Here is a 19,345-nt window from a genome sequence, read left to right on the forward strand (position 1 = left end):
CAGGGTAGGAGGGGGAGCGCCTTGGACCTGAACACCATCGCGGCCGTCGCGACGCCCCGGTCGCGGGAGGAACTGACCGGCTGGCGGCCGGGCGACGCCTGGCTCGCGGGCGGGACGTGGCTGTTCTCGCAAGCCCAGCCGGACCTGACCCGGCTCGTCGACCTCACCCGCCTCGGCTGGCCGGATCACGCGATCACCGACGAGGGCCTGTCGCTGGCGGCGACCTGCACCATCGCCGCCCTCGACCGGATCGACCTGCCGCCCGCCTGGGTCGCCGCCCCCCTGGTCGGGCGCTGCTGCCGGGCGTTGCTCGGGTCGTTCAAGATCTGGACCCTGGCCACGGTCGGCGGCAACGTCTGCCTGGCGCTGCCGGCCGCCCCGATGATCGCCCTGGCGACGGCCCTGGAGGGCACCTGCGTGGTCTGGACGCCCGACGGCGGCGAGCGCAGGGTCGGCATCCTCGATTTCGTGGTGGGCGCCCAAACGGTGGCCCTGGCACCGGGCGAGGTCCTGCGCCGCATCGACCTGCCGGCGGCGGCCCTGCGGCGGCAAACCGCGTTCCGGCAGGTGTCGCTCAGCCCCAACGGCCGTTCGGGCGCCCTGCTCGTCGGTACGCTGGACGCTGACGGCGGCGTCGCCCTCACGGTGACGGCCGCGACCCGGCGGCCGTTCCGCCTCGCCTTTCCGGCCTGCCCGGAGGCGGGGGCGTTGCGGGGGGCCATCGCGGCCGCGATCCCCGAGGCGGCCTATCACGACGACGTCCACGGCGCGCCGGACTGGCGCCGGCACATGACCCTGGTGCTGGCCGAGGAGATCCGCGCCGAGATGGCGAGGGAGGAACGGGCATGATCCTCACCGTCAACGGCGAGGTGCGGGAGGCCGCGCCGCGCCCCGGACAGTGCCTGCGTACCCTTTTGCGCGAGCACGGCTGGTACGGGGTCAAGAAGGGCTGCGACGCCGGCGATTGCGGCGCCTGCACCGTCCACCTCGACGGSGAGCCGGTCCACTCCTGCCTCGTCCCGGCGTTCCGGGCCGAGGGCCGGGCGATCACCACCATCGAGGGGTTGGCCGGCTCATGCCGGCCGGGCGAGGGCCCGCCGGCGGTGCTGCACCCGATGCAGGAGGCGTTCCTGGCCGCTCAAGGCTTCCAGTGCGGCTTCTGCACGCCGGGCATGATCATGACGGCCGCCGCCCTCGACCAGGGCCAGCGCCGGGATCTCGCCACCGCCCTCAAGGGCAACCTGTGCCGCTGCACCGGCTACCGGGCGATCGGCGACGCCATCGCCGGGATCGGCCATGTCGACCGGGACACCGATGGGGCGGCCGACCCGTGCGGGCGCAACCTCCCCGCCCCGGCCGGCGCGGCGGTGGTCTCGGGCACCGCCCGCTACACCCTCGACGTTCCGCTGGAGGGCATGCTGCACATGAAGGTGCTGCGCTCGCCCCATGCCCATGCCCGCGTCCTGCGCATCGACCGGGCCGCCGCCCTGGCCGTGCCCGGCGTGGTCGCGGTCCTCACCCACGATGACGCGCCGGCGAAGCGCTTCTCCACCGGCCGCCACCAGGACCCGCTGGACGACGCCCGCGACACGCGGGTGCTCGATGATGTGGTGCGCTTCGTCGGCCAGCGCGTCGCGGCGGTGGTGGCGCTGGGCGAGGCGGCGGCCGAGGCCGGCTGCGCCGCCCTCGTCGTCGACTACGAGGTCCGCCCGGCGGTGTTCGACCCGCGAGCCGCCCTCATGCCCGAGGCGCCGCCGGTCCACGCCCGGCCCGGTGTCGCGGCCGGCACCCACCCCAACCTCGCTGCGGAAGTCCACGGCGAGATCGGCGACGTCGCGGCGGGTTTTTCGCGAGCCGACCTGATCCACGAGGGCACCTACGTCTCGCAAAGGGTGCAGCACGCCCATCTCGAGACCCACGCCGCCATCGGCTGGCGGGACGCGGCCGGCCGCCTGGTGATCCGCTCGAGCACCCAGGTGCCGTTCCTGACCCGCGACGCCCTGGCCGACCTGTTCGACCTCGCGCCCGAGGCGGTGCGGGTGGTCTGCGGCCGGGTCGGGGGCGGTTTCGGCGGCAAGCAGGAGATGCTGACGGAAGACCTCGTGGCGCTGGCCGTGCTCGCCACCGGCCGGCCGGTCGCATGGGAGACGACGCGCGAGGAGCAGTTCGTGGGCGCCACCAGCCGCCATGCCATGCGGGTGGGCGTGAAGATCGGCGCCCTGCGGGACGGGACGCTCACCGCCATCGCCCTGCACGTGGTCTCCGACACCGGCGCCTACGGCAACCACGCCGGCGGCGTCATCCACCACGGCTGCAACGAGGTGATCGGGGTCTACCGCTGCCCCAACAAGCGCGTCGACGCCTACGCGGTCCACACCCACACCGTGCCCGCCGGGGCATTCCGCGGCTACGGCCTCAGCCAGACGGTGTTCGCGGTGGAATCGGCCATGGACGAGCTCGCCCGCGGCCTCGGGATCGACCCCTTCGCGATGCGGCGCCTCAACGTCGTGCGGCCCGGCGACGCCATGGTCTCCACGAGCCTGGCGCCGCACGACGTCGCCTACGGCAGCTACGGGCTCGACCAGTGCCTCGACCGGGTGGAGGAGGCCTTGGCGGCGATGCCGCCGGCCGTTCCCCCCTCCCCCGACTGGCTCACCGGCGAGGGCATGGCGATGGCGATGATCGACACCATCCCGCCGCGTGGGCATGTCGCCGAGGCGAGCGTCGCGCTCACCCCCGAGGGGCGCTACGCGCTGTCCGTCGGCACCGCCGAGTTCGGCAACGGCACCACCACCGTCCTCGGCCAGATCGCCGCCTCGGCGCTCGGCACCACGCCGGACCGGATCGCAATCCGGCAGGCCGACACCGACGCGGTCGGCCACGACACCGGCGCCTACGGCAGCACCGGCATCGTGGTGGCGGGACAGGCGAGCCTGCGCGCCGCCACCGCGCTCGCCGAGGCGATCCGGGCCGCGGCCGCCGCCCGTGCCGGGGTCGCGGCCGATGTTTGCCGGCTCGGGATCGACGCCGTGGCGGTGCCGGGCGGCGCCGTGGCGCTCGCCGACCTGGCGCGGGAGAGCGCCCTCGTCGGGCATGGCCGGGCCGACGGGACGCCGCGCTCGGTGGCCTTCAACGTCCAGGGGTTCCGGGTGGCGGTGCACCGCCTCAGCGGCGAGGTCCGCATCCTCGACAGCGTCCAGGCGGCGGACGCGGGCCGGGTGATGAACCCGATGCAGTGCCGCGGCCAGATCGAGGGCGGCGTGGCGCAGGCCCTGGGGGCGGCCCTCTACGAGGACATGCGGATCGACGACGCGGGCGCGGTGACGACGCGGACGTTGCGCGACTACCACGTCCCGTCCTTCGCCGACGTGCCCCGCACCACGGTGCTGTTCGCCGACACCCACGACGGCATCGGGCCGCTCGGCGCCAAGTCGATGAGCGAGAGCCCGTTCAACCCGGTCGCCCCGGCTCTGGCCAACGCCATCCGCGACGCCACCGGCGCCCGCCTCACCCAGACCCCCTTCGCCCCCGACCGGATTTTTCGCGCGGTGATGGCGGGCGGATCGGGATCTCGGGCTCAGCGCCCGTAGATGTCCTCGACGCGGACGATGTCGTCCTCGCCGGTGTAGGAGCCGACCTGGACCTCGATGAGTTCCAGCGGGATCTTGCCCGGGTTGGTGAGGCGGTGCATCGCGCCGATCGGCAGGTAGATCGCCTCGTTCTCGTGGACGAGGGCGACGCTGCCGTTGAGGGTGACCTCGGCGGTGCCGCGCACCACCACCCAGTGCTCGGCCCGGTGGAAATGCTTCTGCAGGGAGAGCCGCCCGCCCGGGGTCACCATGATGCGCTTAACCTGGAAGCGCTCGCCGATGTCGATGCGCTGGTACCAGCCCCACGGGCGGTAGATCCGGCGATGGGCGTCCGCCTCCGGATGCGCCTTGTCGCGCAGGACCGTGACGAGGTCCTTGACGAGGCCGGAGCGGGCCTTGGAGGTGACGAGCACCGCGTCGGCGGTGGTCACCACCACCACGTCGTCGAGGCCGACCACCGTGGTCAGGTGCTCGCCCTCGCTGTGGACGAGGCTGCCGCGGGTGTGGAGCAGCTCGACCCGCCCGCGCACGGCGTTGCCGTCCGGGTCCTTGTCGAGCACGGACCAGACCGCGTCCCAGGTGCCGACGTCCGACCACGGGAACGAGACCGGCAGGACGCCGGCATGGGTGGTGCGTTCCATCACCGCGTAGTCGATGGAGGTCTTGGGCGCGCGGGAAAAGGCCGAGGCGTCGAGGCGGATGAAGTCGAGGTCGCGGGTCGCCTGCGCCAGGGCGCCCTCGGCGGCCTCCAGGATCTCGGGGACGTGCGCGCGCAGTTCGGCGATCATCACGTCGGCGCGGAACAGGAAGTAGCCGGAGTTCCACAGCGCCCCGTCGGCGATCAGCGCCTCGGCACCGGCCGCGTCCGGCTTCTCGACGAAGCGCGCGACGGTGCAGGCCGCGCCGTCGCCCTCCAACGGGCGGCCCCGGCGGATGTAGCCGTAGTCGGTGGCCGGCCGCGTCGGCTCGATGCCCAGGGTCATGATGTAGCCGGCCCGCGCGCCCTCGGCCGCCGCCCGCGCCGCGGCGGCGAAGGCGGCGGTGTCGCCGATGACGTGGTCGGCGGCCATGATCAGCACCACCGCGTCCGCCGCGGTGGCCGCGGCGTGCAGGGCGGCCACCGCCACGGCGGCGGCGGAATCGCGCCGCTCGGGCTCGAGCAGGATGTCGGCGGCGATGCCGGCCTGGGCGAGCTGCTCGGCGACGATGAAGCGGGCGTCGCTGGAGGTGATCACCGTGGCCCGCCCGAAGCTCGCCGCGTCGCCGACGCGCCGGACGGTCTCCTGGAAGGTCGAGCTCGCCGGGCTCACCAGGGCGGTGAACTGCTTGGGCATGCTCTCGCGGGAGGCCGGCCACAGGCGCGTGCCCGAGCCGCCGCACAGGATCACCGGGAGGATCAGGGGAGTGGGCATGTCCGTCATCACCGAGCCTTCGTCTGGAGCGCGCGTCGTCATGGAGGGGTCACCGGCCGGGTCGGGTCCGCGCCGACGCGGCGGCGGGCATCCTCCAGGACGGACAGAAGGGTATCCTCCCAGGGCACGGCCGGCGTCCAGCCGATCGCCGCCGTGAGGGCGGCGGCGCTGCCGCTGGCCACCGGGATCTGGGACGGCCGCATCCGCTCGGGCGCGACCCGGACGTCGAAGGGCCGCCGCGACAGCCGGCGCAGGGCCTCGAGGATGTCGCCGATCCGGCGCGCCTCGCCCGAGGCGATGTTGAACACCGACAGGCCGGGCAGGCCCTCGGCCTTCTCGACGAGGGCCACGTAGGCGCAGACGACGTCGCGGACGTCGAGGAAGTCGCGCCGCGCGTCGAGGTCGCCGACCGCGATCACCGGGGGCGCCACCCCGGCCTCGATCCGGGCGATCTGCGCGGCGAAGGAGGGAACGACGAAGCGCTCGTCCTGGCCCGGGCCGCTGTGGTTGAACGGCCGCATCAGCACGACCCGGTGGCCGCCCCCGTGCAGGATGTCGGTCAGCACCTCCTCACCGACCCGCTTGGTGCGGGCATAGGTGCCGGCGGGCTGCGGCGGGGTCGCCTCGTTCACGGGACAGCCATCGAGGAAGGCGCGTCCGTAGACCTCGCCGGTGCTCGCGAAGAAGAAGCGTGCCCCCGGCGCCAGGTCGGCGACGGCCTCGGCCAGGGTGACGAGGTCGCCGACGTTGGCCCGCCAGGTGCCCGCGCGCGCGCCTTCCGACTGCTGGACCGAGGACGCCGCCGCCAGGTGGAGCACGTCGGTGGGCCGGAACGCGCCGATCACGTCCCGGACCGCCGCGCCGTCGGCGAGGTCGGTGTCGCGATAGGCCATCGGCGGCGCGGGGATGCCCGGGACAGGGGCGGCCGGCGCCGTTCGCCCGATCCCCATGAGGCGCGCATCGGGGAAGGCCCGCACGAAGGCGGGGGCGGCGTGGCGCCCGACGAACCCGTTGATGCCGGTGACGAGGATGCGCCTCACGTCGTCGTCCTCCGCTCCATAGCCCGTGTGCGTTCGTCCGATGACACCGAACGGTCCCGGCGCGGCCGTCACCCGGCCTTGCGCAACCGGGCGAGATCGGCGTCCACCATTTCGGTGATCATCTCCTCGAGGGTGATCTGCGCCTTCCAGCCGAAGGTCCGGTTCGCCTTGGCGGGGTCGCCGAGGAGCACGTCGACCTCCGCCGGCCGGTACAGGGCCGGGTCGACGACCACGTGGTCCTCGTGGCTCAGTCCGACGTGGCGGAAGGCGATCTCGCACATGTCGCGCACCGTGGTGGTGCGGCCGGTGGCGATGACGTAGTCGTCCGGCGTGTCCTGCTGCAGCATCAGCCACATCGCCCGGACGTAGTCCCTGGCGTGGCCCCAGTCGCGCTTGGCGTCGATGTTGCCGAGCCGCAGCTCGCCGGCAAGGCCGAGCTTGATCCGCGCCACCCCGTCGGTGACCTTGCGGGTCACGAACTCGACCCCGCGCAGGGGCGATTCGTGGTTGAACAGGATGCCGTTCGAGGCGTGGAGGTTGAAGCTCTCGCGGAAATTCACGGTCATCCAGTGGGCGTAGAGCTTGGCGACCCCGTAGGGCGAGCGCGGATAGAACGGCGTCGCCTCGTTCTGCACTTCCTCTTGGATCAGGCCGAACATCTCGGAGGACGAGGCCTGGTAGTAGCGGGTGTCGGGCTTGAGGTTCCTGACGCATTCCAGGAGGTGGACGGCGCCGAGCCCGGTGACCTGGCCCGTCAGGATCGGCTGCTGCCACGAGGCCGTGACGAAGGATTGGGCGGCCAGGTTGTAGATCTCGTCCGGCTGGACCTGGTGCACGATCCGCGACAGGCTCGAGGGATCGATGAGGTTGCCGTCGAGCATGTGGACGTGGTCGGCGATGCCGAGCCACTTCAGGCGGTGGTCGTAGATGCCGGCGTGGCTCGAGCGACGGACGACGCCGAAGACCTCGTAGCCCTTGTCGAGCAGCAGCTGGGCCAGGTAGGCGCCGTCCTGCCCGGTCACTCCCGTGATCAATGCGCGCGGGGCTGCCATGGGACGGTCCTCAGCGGGGTTCGGGACGAAGGCCGCCGGCTCCCGACCAAAAACCGCGTCCCCTCAAGGCGTTGGATGGAGACGCATCGGCGCGTCCCGCCGTACCGGATGCCCGGGGGGCACGCAAGGGGCCGGACCATCCCGTCGGCCGGAGCGGGCACGCCCGACGATGCCGTCGTCCTCGCGACGCCGGGATCGCGAGGCGGCGGGGATCAGAGCAGTTGCGAAAAGCTGCGCTCGGACCAGGACGTGCTCGACACCGGCCGCCGCGGCGGAGCCTCGCCGGTGCGGTCGGCCTTGGCCGGGCGCGGCCGGCGCGGGGCGGGCACGGCCTTGGCGAGGCGCTCGGGCTTGGCCGGGCCGCGGATCGCGTCGCTCTCGAACAGGATCGCGTGCCCGTCGAGGTCGGTGATCCAGCCGTCCTGCAGCCAGCCGATGGGGCGCCCGCCGTAGTCGACCACCATGTCGCCGTCGAGGTAGGCGGCGGGCCGCCCGTCCCAGAAGTAGAGGGATGCGCCGTCCTCGCAGAAGGCGGTCGCCCGTCCCTGTCGATCGTAGAAGGCAATCATGACGGGATCCGTGTCCGACGCGCGGGGAACCGGGCGTCCCCGTCACAAGGTAGGGCCGAACGCGGGAACGGCGAGGACGACGCCCCCGTCAGGCGGCATCCGCCTCCCGCCGCCCGAGCCAATCGGCCGCCAGCGTCGCGTCGGTCGCGGTCAGGCCGTGGCCGCCGGGCAGCACCCGGTGTTCCACCCGCGCACCGCGCTGCGCCAGCCCGGAGGCCAGACGCCCCGCGTTCTCCTGCGGCACGATCGGGTCGGTCGCCCCCGACAGCACCAGCACCGGCAGCCCGGCGAGATCCGCCTCCGGCCAGGCGCGCAAGGGGACCATGGCGCGCAGGAGCACGGCGCCCGCGAGCACGCCGGGCCGCAGGAGCAGGGTCGCGGCGGCGATGTTGGCGCCGTTGGAGAATCCCACCGCGATCGGCCGGCCGATCCCGTAGGCGTCCCGCGCGGCGACGACGAAATCGGCGAGGTCACGAGCGCGGCGTTCCACGTCCGCCTCGTCGAACACCCCTTCGGCCAGACGCCGGAAGAAGCGCGGCATGCCCCGCTCCAGCACCGGCCCGCGCGGCGACAGCAGGGCCGCCCCGGGTGCGATCGCCTGCCCGAGCGGCAGCAGGTCGCCCTCGTCGCCCCCTGTCCCGTGCAGGAGCAGGAGGGCAGGGCGCCCCGGCACCGTGGCGGGCGCGAAGCGATGGACGAAACCAAGGGTGGCGGCGGTCATGGCGGGCTCCTGCAGGGGATTCAGCGATGCCGCCCCCGCGCCGGTCGTGGCGGCGCGGGGGCGGTCGCGGTCAGGCGAGGGCGGGCAGCACGCCTTCGATGCGGGCGCGCTGGGCCTCGAGGAAGGCCGGCAGCTTGAGCGCCCCGCCGAGGTCGGCCACCGGCTCGTCGACGGCAAAGCCCGGGACGTCGGTGGCGATCTCGAACAGGATGCCGCCGGGCTCGCGCAGGTAGACCGAGCGGAAGTACTGGCGGTCGCGCTGCTCGGTCACGGCGAGGCCGTGGTCCCGCGTGAGCCTGTCCACCATCGCCGCCTGCTCGGCGTCGTCGGCCGCACGGAAGGCGATGTGGTGGACCGAGCCGGCCCCGGCCCGGCCGCGCTGTGCCTCCCCGACCCCGCGCAGGGTGACGAACCCGCCGAGATCCGCGCCGCTGGCGTAGCGCACCGCGTCGCCCTCGCGGGCGACCTCGGCAAAGCCCATCACGTCGGTGAGGATCGCCGCCGTCGGGCCGGTCTCGGCGAGCCGCAGCGTCACGCCGTGGATGCCGCGGATCGCCTCCCCGGCCGGTACCTCGCCGCCGCTGCGGGCCGGTGCCGGCCCGGCCTCGTCGACCCCCACCAGGGCGAGCGCCATGCCGTCGGGATCGACAAAGCGCAGCACCGTGTCGCCGAAGCGGCGCACCGGCGGATCGACGGCGATGCCGTGGCCGGCCAGGCGGTCGATCCAGGCCCCGATGGCGCCGCGCGGCACCGTGAAGGCGGTCTCCTCGGTCTCGCCGGTGCCGACGTGGCCGCGGGCGGCCTGGGCGATGGGGAAGAACGTCAGGATCGTGCCGGGCCGGCCGGTCTCGTCGCCGTAGTAGAGGTGGTAGGTGCCCGGATCGTCGAAGTTGACGGTCTTCTTCACGAGCCGCAGCCCGAGCACGCGGTTGTAGAAGTCGAGGTTGCGCCGGGCCGGGCCGGACAGGGCGGTGACGTGGTGGATGCCGTGGCGGATGCCGGGGACGGACATGACGATGTCTCCTTCGAAGGGCGTTCGGTCCGGTGGGACGGACCCCGTGACGCCGATATGGAGCTTGTCAGGACCGGCATAAACGGAAACGATGGAAACCCATCGTTTCGCAAAAGCACGGTTGCCATGCGCCTACCCGATTTCGAGGCCTGGGCGATCTTCGCCAAGGTGGCCGAGGCCGGCTCCTTCGTGCGGGCCGCGGCCGACCTCGGCCTGTCGAAGGGCACCGTCTCGAAGGCGGTGAGCCGGCTCGAGGCGCGCCTCGGCGCCCCGCTGTTCCACCGCACCTCGCGAAAACTCTCGCTCACCGAGACCGGGCGGCAGGCCCGCGAGGGTGCCGCGCGGCTGCTGGCGGAGGGTGAGGCGGCCGAGGCGCTGGCGATGGCCACCACGGCCGAACCGCGCGGCCTGGTGCGGCTGGCCTGCCCGATGTCGTTCGGGGTGCTGCACGTGGCCCCGCTGCTGCCGGCCTTCCTCGCCGCCCATCCGCAGGTGCGGATCGACCTGGCGCTGAGCGACGCCGTGGTCGATCTCGTGGGCGAGGGCTTCGATCTCGCCCTGCGCATCGCGGCGCTGGCCGATTCGAGCCTCAGGGTGCGCCGCCTGTGCCCGATCCGCCGTTCGCTGGTGGGAGCGCCCGCCTATCTCGACCGGCACGGCCGGCCGCAGGTGCCGGCCGATCTCGCCCACCACGCCTGCCTCGGCTACGCCCACCTCCCGAGCCCCGACCGCTGGCGCTTCGTCGGCGAGACCGGCGAGGAGGCCAGCGTGGTGCCGGGCGGGCCGCTGCGGGCCAACAACGCCGACGCCCTGACGCCGGCGGTGCTGGCGGGCCTCGGCCTCGCCGTGCAGCCCGATTTCATGGTGTGGGAGGACCTGGCCGCCGGCCGGCTCGAACGGGTGATGACGGCCTGGGCGCCCCCCCCGATCGCCCTCAACCTGGTGATGCCCCCGGGTGCCCTGCGCCCGGCGCGGGTGAGCGCGCTGATCGGCTTCCTCGAACGGGAACTGGTGGCGCGGCCGTGGAACACGCCGGGGCCGTGACCGGATGTGACGGGCTGGTCCCAGTCGTGCTTACGGTTGTCCGACAGGCGCGCGCGCAAGGAACATGCGCAAGGACCGCGCGCAAGACGAACCATGATCGACGGGGGGACGGATGGCGGCCAAGGCGCAGACACACGACGGCACCGGCAAGGTCGGGTCGATCTGCCGGTCCCTGCGCCGGGCCATCGTCGAGCGGGCGCTGCTGCCGGGGGACCGCCTGCCCGAGGATGCGCTGGGCGAGCGCTTCGGCGTCAGCCGCACCATCGCCCGCCAGACCCTGGGGCAGCTGGCGGCGGAGGGGCTGGTGGAACTGCGCCGCAACCGCATCGCCGTGGTGGCGACCCCGAGCTGGGAGGAGGCGCGCGACACCTTCGAGGTCCGCATCTCGCTGGAGCGCCTGGTGATGCAGCGCCTCGTCGGGCGCATCGGCCCGGCCCAGGAGGCGGCGCTGCTCGCCCATATCGAGGAGGAGGACGCCGCCCGCCACGGCACCGAGGCCGCCTCGATCCGGCTCGCCACCGAGTTCCACCTGCTGCTCGCCGAAATGACCGGCAGCCCGGTGCTCGGCCGCTACGTCGGCGAACTCGGCTACCGCTGCGCCCTGATCCTGTCCCTGTACAGCCGGCCCCATTCCTCCGATTGTGCCGTGAGCGAGCACCGCGAGATCGTCGCCGCCCTGGTGGCGGGAGACGCCGAGCGGGTGATCGCGCTCATGGACCACCACCTCGACGCGGTGGCCGAGCGCGCCCACATCGTCGCCGAGCCCCCCCGCGACCGCGACCTCGGACGCCTGCTGGCGCCTTATGTCGAGGGCGGGGCGGCGAGGCGGAAGGCGGGGTGAGGGGAGCGGTGTCGGCCGGAACCCGATTGAACGAAACGCGCGTCTCTCACCCCCCCACCTCCGGCAGCCGCCCGGCGTAGTCCGCGATCCCGCCGGCCGTCGTCAGCCAGACGTCGTCCCGCCGCGACGCGATATGGGCCAGGGCGGCGCGCAGCGGGCGCAGGCGGTGGGGCTGGCCGACGATGTAGGGGTGGAGGGCGATGCCCATCACCAGGGGCGCGGCGGCACTCTGCGCCAGCATCTCGTCGAAGGCGTCGACGATCATGTCGGAAAAATCCCGGGCCGAGTCCTTGCGCGCCACGATGGCGGGGATGTCGTTGAGCTCCTGCGGGTAGGGCACCGAGAGGATGCGCCCGCCGCCGCGGGTGGCAAACCACACCGGCTGGTCGTCGTGGGCCCAGTCGAGGAGGTAGCGGTAGCCGGCCTCGGCCAGGAGGTCGGGGGTGACGCGCGACTGCGAGATCCACGGGCCGAGCCAGCCGGCCGGGGCGCGGCCCTCGTGACGGGTGAGGGTGGCGGTGGCCTCGGCGATGAGCGCTCGCTCGGCGGCCTCGTCGAGGGGGCCCTGGCGCTCGGCGTTGGTGCGGCCGTGGCCGACGATCTCGTCGCCGCGTGCCCGGAACGCCTCGATCAGGCCGGGGCAATCGGCATAGAGCCGGCTGTTGACGAGCACGCTGGCGGGGAGCCGCAGGCCGTCGAACGCCTCGGCGAGCCGGAACGCGCCGACGCGGTTGCCCCAGTCGCGCCAGGCGTAGTTCAGCACGTCCGGCTGCGGCCCGCCCGGCGCCAGCTCGGCCCCGAGGCCGGAGCCGAAATCGAAGGTCTCGAGGTTGAGGGCGACGTAGACGGCCAGGCGCCTGCCCTCCGGCCAGTCGTAGACCGGCCTTTGCGGGAGGGCGCTGTAGCCGTAGCGGCCGTGTCCGGGAATCGTATCCATGGGGTGTCTTCGTGAGGGGTGGAGAGATCAGGCGGCGCCGAGGTAGGCCGCTTCCAGGGCCTTGTCGGCGGCGAGCTCGGCGGCCGAGCCGGCGGTGACGACGCGGCCCTGTTCGAGCACGTAGCCGCGGTCGGCCACGGTGAGCGCCAGGGCCGCCATCTGGTCGACGATGAGGATGGTGACGCCCTGGTCGCGCAGCTCCGCCACCACGGCGTAGAGGGCGTTGATCATCGCCGGGGCGAGGCCGAGGGACGGCTCGTCGAGGAGGAGGATGCGGGGTTTGGCCATCAGCCCGCGGGCGATGGCGAGCATCTGCTGCTCACCCCCCGAGAGGAGGCCGGCCCGGCTGCCGGCGCGCTCGCGCAGGCGCGGGAAGCGGTCGAGCAGGGCCTCGATCTCGGCGGGGTCGAGGGCCTCGGCCCGGCCGTGGGCGCCCAGGCGCATGTTCTCGATGACGGTGAGTTCGGGAAACACCTGCCGGCCCTCGGGCACCAGGGCGAGGCCGAGCCGGGCGATGCGGTGGGCCGGCAGCGCCGCGATGGCGACGTCGTCGAGCAGGATGGTGCCGGTGACCGGGCGCAGCAGGCCCGCGAGGGAGCGCATGGCGGTGGACTTGCCGGCCCCGTTGGCGCCCAGCAGCGCCACCGTCTCGCCGGGGCGCACCTCCAGGGCGAGGGCGTCGAGGACCGGCGCGGCGCCGTAGCCGGCGGTGAGCCCCTGCGCGAACAGCACCGCGTCGGCCGGCCCGCGCCAGGGTGTCTCGCGGGGCCTCGCCGGCGTGTCGGCCCCGCCGAGGTAGGCGCGCAGCACGGCCGGATCGGTGCGGACGGCGGCGGGCGTGCCCGCGGCGATGGGCCGGCCGGCGTCCATGACGAGGACGTGGTCGGAGACGCTCATCACCAGCGGCATGTCGTGCTCGACCAGCACCACGGCGATGCCGCAGCCGGCGATGCGGCGCAGGAGGCCGCCGAGCGCGTCGGTGTCGGCCCGGGTGAGGCCGGCGGCGGGCTCGTCGAGGAGCAGCACGCGGGGGCGGCCGGCCAGCGCCCGCGCGATCTCCACGAGGCGACGGTCGACGTGCGGGAGTTCCCCGGCCGGCCGGTCGAGGCGGCCTTCGTAGCCGGCAAAGTCGAGGAGGGCGGCGGCGTCCCTGGCGTCGCCGGCGCGGGGCCAGCGCCAGAGCCGGCCCGGATCGAGGGCGAGGACGACGTTGTCGAGGACGCTGAGCGAGCCGAACAGGCGGGTGGTCTGGTAGGTGCGGGCGATGCCGGCCCTGGCGATGGCATGGGCGGGCGCACCGGCGAGATCCGCGCCGGCGAGGCGTATGGCGCCGGCGTCCGGCCGGTAGAAGCCCGAGACCATGTTGAGCACGGTGGTCTTGCCCGCACCGTTGGGGCCGATGAGGCTGGTGACGGCGCCGGGGGCGGCCGTCACCGAGACGCCCTCGGCCGCGCGGATGCCGCCGAAGGCGATGCCGATGCCCTCGATCACCAGGGGCTCGCCGCCACGCCGGTAGAGCAGGCGCGTCACGTCGGGCGAGGGCCGGGGCGGCTCGGGGGCGGGCTTGGGCAACAGCCGCGCCAAAGTCCCGATCAGCCCCGAGGGCACCAGCCACAGCACCACCAGGGTGGCGAGGCCGAAGAACAGGAGCCGGTATTCGGCGAGCCCCGCCAGCAGTTCCGGCAGCAGCACGGTCACGAGGGCGCCCACCAGCGGCCCCAGCACCGTGCCGGCCCCGCCCACCACCACCGAGAGGACGAACAGGATCGACTGCGAGAACGGGAACGAGCTCGGCGCGATGAACAGCATCAGGGGCGGCAGCACCGCGCCGGCCAGCGCCGTCAGCGCCGCCGAGATCGCGAAGGCCAGGGTCTTGACCCGCACCGGGTCGAACCCGAGGGAGGCGGCGGCGACATCGGCGTCGCGCACCGCCCGCATGGCACGGCCGAGGCGGCTCAGCGCCAGGCGGTGAAAGCCGTAGAGGGCGCCACCCGCTCCGAGGACCGAGAGGAGCGCCAGCTCGCGCTCCAGGAACGCGTGGCCGAACAGCGTCGGGCCGCCGGTGACGACGAGGCCGTTCTGGCCGCCGGTGAGCGCCCCGCCCTCGATCAGCCCGTGCTCGACGATGAAGCCGAAGGCGATGGTGACCATGGCCAGGTACGGCCCCTTCACCCGCATCGCCGGGATCGCGAGCAGCCCGCCGATGCCGGCCCCGATCAGCGCGGCGGCCGGAAGCGCCAGCCAGAAGCTCACCCCGGCCAGCGTCAGGATCGCGCTGGCGTAGGCGCCGATGGCGTAGAACCCGGCGTGGCCGAACGACATCAGCCCGGTCAGGCCGAGGAGCACGTTGAGGCCGGTGCCGGCGATGGCCGTGAGCGCGACGAGGGCGATCACGAAATGCGCGTAGCCGGAACTGACCATCACCAGGGCGAGGCCGGCCAGGGTAAGGCCGGCGATGGCCAGCGGCATCGCGAGAGGCGAACGCAGCATCGCTCAGACCTTGTTGACGGCGGCGCGACCGAGCAGGCCGTCCGGCCGCAGGGCGAGCGCCAGGATGATCACCGAGAACACGACGATCTGGGTGTAGGTCGAGCCGAGGGTGGCGGTGACGAGCGCCTCGGCGAGACCATAGAGGAGGCCGGCCAGCACCACGCCGGTGGCCGAGCCGATGCCCCCCAGGATCGCCACCGCGAAGGCCTTGATGCCGAACAGGGTGCCCATCTCGGCCGAGACCGAGAACAGCGGCGCGATCAGCAAGCCCGCCACCCCGGCGAGCAGCGCCGAGAGGGCATAGGCGCAGGCCACGGTGCGGCGCACGTCGATCCCCATCAGCCGGGCGGCGTCGGCGTTCTGGGCCACCGCCAGCAGGACGCGGCCGAGGTCGGTCCGCCGGAACACCGTCCGGATGGCGAAGGCGACGCCGAGGCCGACCACGGGGATGACGAGCTGCAGGGGATAGAGGCCGGTGCCGAGGATCTCCACGGGCCTGGTGGCCAGCACGGAGGGCAGGCTGCGCGGCTCCTTGCCGAAGGTGAACAGGATGGCGTTGTCGAGGACGATGCCGCCGGCCACGGTGGCCAGCAGCCAGGAGTCGGACGCCCGCTCGACGAAGGGCCGCACCAGGAGGCGTTCCACCACGAGGCCGAGCAGCGCGCAGCCGGCGAGCGCCAGGAGCACGGCCAGCGGCATCGGCCAGCCGAGGGTGACGCCGAGGGCGTAGCCGAGCACCGCGCCCAGGGTCACAGCACTCCCTTGTGCGAAGTTGACGGTGCCCGACACCACGTAGGTGACGTGGAACCCGAGCGCGATCAGCCCGTACATGCTGCCGAGGCCGAGGCCGCTGACGAGGGTTCCGGTCAGCATGGGGTGGAGCCTTTCGGGTTGGCGGGGGCCGGACGTCGGACCGCAGGAGACGCCGGATCGGGCGCGGGTCCCTTCTCCCAGGGGGAGAAGGACAGGTTGAGGGGCGTGCCCCCTCCGGAACGGTCACTCCCCTCACCCCTGCGCTCTCCCCCTGGGAGAGGGAGCCCGTCGCGGCGCACGAACGAAGTTGCGCCCTCGGAATCGGGTTGCGACGGGACCACCGGCAGCCCGCCCCCTCCCTTCAGTTGCCCACCGCGACGATCTCGCCGTTCTGGAACCGGGTGAAGACGTAGTCCTGCGGCCCGAGCGCGTCGTGCTGGCCGGGGGCGAAGGGTTTTTCGTAGGTCTTGATCAGGCCGGGATAGGTGGCGACCTTGTAGAAGCCGTCGCGCACCTCCGGTCCCTTGGCGGAGCCCGCCGCCTTGATGGCCAGCGCCAGGAGGTGGGTGGCGTCGTAGGCGTTGGCGATGCCCACCGCCGGGGTGACGTCGGCCATCGACTTGATCGCCGGGTACTTCGCCTTGAGGGCGGTCAGCACCGCGGTCGCCTTGGGAGACGCGTTGCCGGCAAAGGTGAAGGTCTGGATGAAGTGGACCTTGGCGGCACTCGGGCCGGCCAGTTCGTCGAAGCGCCCGCCGGCAGGGCCCCAGTGCGAGACCACCGGCACGCTCCAGCCCATCCGGTCGAGGGATTTGACGACCTGCGCCGAGGGGCCGACGTTGCCGACCATGAACAGGGCGTCGGCGCCGGCCTCCTTCAGCCGGGTGAGCTGGGGCACCATGTCGACGTCGGAGGCCTCGAACTTCTCGATGCCGGCCGCGGGCAGGTTCGCGCCCTTCAGGGCGGCGGTCAGGCCCTTCTCGTTGGACTCGCCCCAGGCGTTGTTGACGAGGATCATGCCCGGCTTCTTGGCGCCGTAGGTCTTGACCGCGTAGGCCACCAGCGCCTCGTCCACCAGCGCATCCACCGCCGAGACCCGGAAGGCGTAGTTGTCGGCGGCCCCGTTGCGGGTGATGCCGGTGCCCGCCGCCCAGGGGCCGAGGAAAGGCACCTTCATCTGGTTGGCGATGGGGACGATGGCCATCGACACCGGCGTGTCGAGGCCGCCCACCAGCGCCACGACCCCGACCCGCTGGACGAGCTCGCGCGCGGCGAGCACGCCCTTCGAGGGGTTGGCCTCGTCGTCGCGGGCGACGAGTTCGAGGGGCTGGCCGAGCACGCCGCCGGCGGCGTTGATCTCGTCGATGGCCAGCCCGATGCCCCGCGAGATCGCCTCGCCGGACTTGGCCGACTGGCCGCTCAGCGCCGTGACGAGGCCGATCTTGAGGGTCTCGGCCGCGTGGACGCCCGAGGCCAGACCCAGCCCGATCAGGGCCACCGTCCCCAGGGCCAGCCGGCGTGTCGGCGAGCGGCGTCCTTCGGCCTTCGGAGCCCGGGCGTTCGGAGCCTGAGTTTTCAGAGCCTGAGGTTTCATGGCCTGGGCGTTCATGGCGTCGTCTCCGGCTGAGGGTTACGGGCCTTTGCGCAACGGCCGTGCCATGCACGTCGCATGGGCTGACGCCTTGCAGAGTCAGGCGAATCTCGGTTCGATGACGCCTCGCTGCCCAGATCGGCGCCAAACTGCATGCACTTGATGCATACACTTCGGCGCGATTCGCGCAATCCTGCCGCCGGACCCGATCCTGCCGCCCTCTCGAGGAGACCCCATCCATGACGACCGGACCAGCCACCGACACGACGCAGCGCGACGCGGCCGTCGTCACCGCCTACCTCGAAGCCTCGATGGTGCCCGACCCCGAGCGGGCGGCGGGCTACATGGCGCCGGGCATCCCGATCACCTTCACCGGCGCCCGGCTGTTCCACCACCCGCGCGAGGTCACCGCCTTCAACGCCGGCCGCTACGCCTGGGTGAAGAAGCGCATGGAACGCCTCGACGTGGTGCCGGGCGACGGCGTCACCACGGTCTACAGCCTCGGCACCCTCTACGGCGCCTGGCCCGACGGCACCCCCTTCGAGGGCAACCGCTACGTCGACCGCTTCACCGTGCGCGACGGGGTGATCGTGACCATGGAGGTCTGGAACGACAGCGCCGAGCGCCTGCTCACGAAGCACGGGATCACCGCCTGAAGGGGGAGCCCGCGGCGTTGACAAACGCCGGCCCGGCCGTCTGTCCTGCGCTGGACCCATGCTGTTCACCCGCCTCTCCGACGACCTGTTCCGGCCGCTGGCCTCCCCGAGCCGGGCCTTCAACGCGGCCCTGCTGCTGCACCTGCACACCCGCGTCTTCGCCGACGTCGCCGACCCCCTGCGCAAGGGCGAACTCCTCACCGAGATCGGCGATTTCGCCGAGGCCTTCAGCCAGGGCGAGATCGCCGACGACGAGACCACCCCGGCGGACCCGGTCGAGCGCCGCTCGGCGATCTACCGGCGCCTGCTCGATGCCGGCTGGCTGACGGAGCGGCGCGAGCGCTACGTGCCGGTGGTGGAGTTCGACCCCGAGGCCCGCCTCCTCATCGAGGAGCTGGCCCGGCTCGACAGGGGCGAGACCCGCTCCTACGGCGGCGCGGTGCTGGAGGTGCTCGGCAGCCTGGAGAGCGCCATCGCCAACCCGGCCGACCGGTCGGAGGCGCTGGTCAACGCCGCCAAGGCGTCGCGCGCCTTCCTCGGCCACCTGCGCAGCCTGGCCGGGGCCATGCGCAAGGTCGAGGAGCGCATCCTGCGCGAGGACGACCAGCGCGCCGCCTTCCGGCTCTACTTCGAGGAGTTCGTCGCCCGCCACCTGGTCAGCGACTACCGCACCCTCCACACCCGCCTGAACCCGTTCCGCTTCCGCTCCGGCATCGTGCGCGAGGCGGCCCGGGCCCTGCGCGACGCCCTCACCATCCGCGCCCTGGCCGAGGCCGGCCTGCGCGAGGGCCGCGCCCCGGACCTGGGAAGCGCCGAACGGACCGTGCGCGGCGACCTGGCCGAGATCCTGGCGGTCTTCGAGGGGCTCGACCGGCATCTCGATGCGGTGGACGCGGTGGTCGCCCGGCTCGAACGGCGGATCGCGGCGGCCCTGCGCTACCTCGACCACCGCGATTCCGACCGGATCGAGCGGGTCGCCGCCGCCCTGCGGGCGGTGGGAGCGACGGGCACCCCGCCCGATCCGCCGCCGATGGCTCAGGTCTCGCTGCTGCACCCGCCGGTGGGCGAGCCCCACCTCTACCGGCCGCGCAACGCCCGCCGCCCGATCCTGGCCGAGCCGCTGCCCGAGATCTGGCTCGATCCCGCGGTGGAGGCCTTCATCGCCGCCAAGGACGCCTTCCGCCAGCGGGTGGCGGTGACGCCCGAACGGATGATCGCCTTCGTCGAGGGCCAGCTCGGCCGATCGACGGCGATCCGCGGCTCGCAGATCCGGGTGACCGACGTCGACGCCTTCGTGGTGTTCCAGCGCCTGCGCGAGCTCGACGTGCTGTTCGACGGCGCGCTCGGCCAGCGCTACCGCCTGTCGCGCCTGGAGGGCCGTGTCTCCAACGGCTGGCTCGACTGCCCGGATTTCCTGCTGGAACGGACCGGGCTGCGGGTGGTGCGGGAGCGCTGAGGCGAGGCCCAGCGGGGGGCGCATCCCCCTCCCCCTCGCGGGGAGGAAGGCGGGTCGCGGGTCCCGCTGTCGGCTTTGGACGGTCGGGCACCGCCCCCTGTCTCGCCCAACCGATTCGTTCGACGGCGTTGCGTAAACTGTATGCAATCTGCCCAATTCAGGTCAGAGGGCGCCCATTGTT

Annotated in this window: 16 protein-coding genes; 6 read left to right on the forward strand and 10 right to left on the reverse strand. The window is 73.3% G+C overall.

Annotated elements, in window-relative coordinates:
- The first annotated feature begins 21 nt into the window (after positions 1-21).
- A complete protein-coding gene (locus ASF39_RS04715; RefSeq protein ID WP_056281450.1) occupies positions 22-849 on the forward strand; it encodes an FAD binding domain-containing protein in 828 nt (275 codons plus the stop codon).
- Positions 846-3,590, forward strand: coding sequence for a molybdopterin-dependent oxidoreductase (locus tag ASF39_RS04720; protein ID WP_056281452.1), 2,745 nt, complete (start codon positions 846-848; stop codon positions 3,588-3,590). The genes ASF39_RS04715 and ASF39_RS04720 overlap by 4 nt, the downstream gene beginning before the upstream one ends.
- Here ASF39_RS04720 and ASF39_RS04725 read toward each other — a convergent pair.
- The 6 genes from ASF39_RS04725 to ASF39_RS04750 all read right to left on the reverse strand — a co-directional run bounded on the left by ASF39_RS04725 (position 3,578) and on the right by ASF39_RS04750 (position 9,396).
- A complete protein-coding gene (locus ASF39_RS04725) occupies positions 3,578-5,002 on the reverse strand; it encodes a mannose-1-phosphate guanylyltransferase/mannose-6-phosphate isomerase (RefSeq protein WP_156648390.1) in 1,425 nt (474 codons plus the stop codon). The two genes, ASF39_RS04720 and ASF39_RS04725, sit on opposite strands and share 13 nt — an antisense overlap.
- A gap of 38 nt (positions 5,003-5,040) precedes the next feature.
- Complete coding sequence (locus tag ASF39_RS04730) at positions 5,041-6,042, reverse strand: GDP-mannose 4,6-dehydratase (protein ID WP_056281509.1); 1,002 nt, start codon at positions 6,040-6,042, stop codon at positions 5,041-5,043.
- Between the two features lie 68 nt (positions 6,043-6,110).
- A complete protein-coding gene (gmd, locus tag ASF39_RS04735; protein ID WP_056281456.1) occupies positions 6,111-7,094 on the reverse strand; it encodes a GDP-mannose 4,6-dehydratase in 984 nt (327 codons plus the stop codon).
- Between the two features lie 212 nt (positions 7,095-7,306).
- The gene (locus ASF39_RS04740) at positions 7,307-7,663 is read right to left on the reverse strand and encodes a 4-fold beta flower protein (protein WP_055880497.1); all 357 of its coding nucleotides are present in this window, start codon (positions 7,661-7,663) and stop codon (positions 7,307-7,309) included.
- An 88-nt stretch (positions 7,664-7,751) separates the two neighbouring features.
- Positions 7,752-8,384: an alpha/beta hydrolase gene (locus ASF39_RS04745; protein WP_055880500.1), complete on the reverse strand. Its 633-nt coding sequence runs from the start codon at positions 8,382-8,384 to the stop codon at positions 7,752-7,754.
- A gap of 70 nt (positions 8,385-8,454) precedes the next feature.
- A complete protein-coding gene (locus tag ASF39_RS04750; protein WP_056281458.1) occupies positions 8,455-9,396 on the reverse strand; it encodes a ring-cleaving dioxygenase in 942 nt (313 codons plus the stop codon).
- Between the two features lie 126 nt (positions 9,397-9,522).
- Here ASF39_RS04750 and ASF39_RS04755 point away from each other — a divergent pair, with 126 nt between their 5' ends.
- The gene (locus ASF39_RS04755) at positions 9,523-10,440 is read left to right on the forward strand and encodes a LysR family transcriptional regulator (RefSeq protein ID WP_056281460.1); all 918 of its coding nucleotides are present in this window, start codon (positions 9,523-9,525) and stop codon (positions 10,438-10,440) included.
- 112 nt (positions 10,441-10,552) lie between these two features.
- Complete coding sequence (locus tag ASF39_RS04760) at positions 10,553-11,281, forward strand: GntR family transcriptional regulator (protein ID WP_055880509.1); 729 nt, start codon at positions 10,553-10,555, stop codon at positions 11,279-11,281.
- 46 nt (positions 11,282-11,327) lie between these two features.
- Here the strand turns inward: ASF39_RS04760 and ASF39_RS04765 are convergent, their stop codons facing one another.
- From ASF39_RS04765 to ASF39_RS04780, 4 genes are all read right to left on the reverse strand, one after another.
- Positions 11,328-12,218 (reverse strand): polysaccharide deacetylase family protein, encoded by an 891-nt coding sequence (locus ASF39_RS04765; RefSeq protein WP_056281462.1) that lies wholly within the window; start codon positions 12,216-12,218, stop codon positions 11,328-11,330.
- Between the two features lie 27 nt (positions 12,219-12,245).
- Entirely contained in the window at positions 12,246-14,708 is a 2,463-nt protein-coding gene (locus tag ASF39_RS04770) for a branched-chain amino acid ABC transporter ATP-binding protein/permease (protein WP_056281464.1), read from the reverse strand.
- Positions 14,709-14,711: 3 nt separating this feature from the next.
- Complete coding sequence (locus ASF39_RS04775; protein WP_055880517.1) at positions 14,712-15,581, reverse strand: branched-chain amino acid ABC transporter permease; 870 nt, start codon at positions 15,579-15,581, stop codon at positions 14,712-14,714.
- 241 nt (positions 15,582-15,822) lie between these two features.
- Positions 15,823-17,070, reverse strand: a complete 1,248-nt coding sequence (locus tag ASF39_RS04780) for an ABC transporter substrate-binding protein (RefSeq protein WP_244472270.1) — start codon at positions 17,068-17,070, stop codon at positions 15,823-15,825.
- A gap of 221 nt (positions 17,071-17,291) precedes the next feature.
- On the opposite strand from ASF39_RS04780, the gene ASF39_RS04785 reads away from it, so the two are divergent.
- Together ASF39_RS04785 and ASF39_RS04790 are read left to right on the forward strand one after the other, a co-directional pair.
- Entirely contained in the window at positions 17,292-17,708 is a 417-nt protein-coding gene (locus ASF39_RS04785; RefSeq protein ID WP_055880522.1) for a nuclear transport factor 2 family protein, read from the forward strand.
- A gap of 58 nt (positions 17,709-17,766) precedes the next feature.
- Complete coding sequence (locus tag ASF39_RS04790) at positions 17,767-19,164, forward strand: Wadjet anti-phage system protein JetA family protein (RefSeq protein ID WP_055880525.1); 1,398 nt, start codon at positions 17,767-17,769, stop codon at positions 19,162-19,164.
- Positions 19,165-19,345 lie beyond the last annotated feature (181 nt).

It is taken from the genome of Methylobacterium sp. Leaf108 (assembly GCF_001423265.1).
GTDB lineage: Bacteria > Pseudomonadota > Alphaproteobacteria > Rhizobiales > Beijerinckiaceae > Methylobacterium.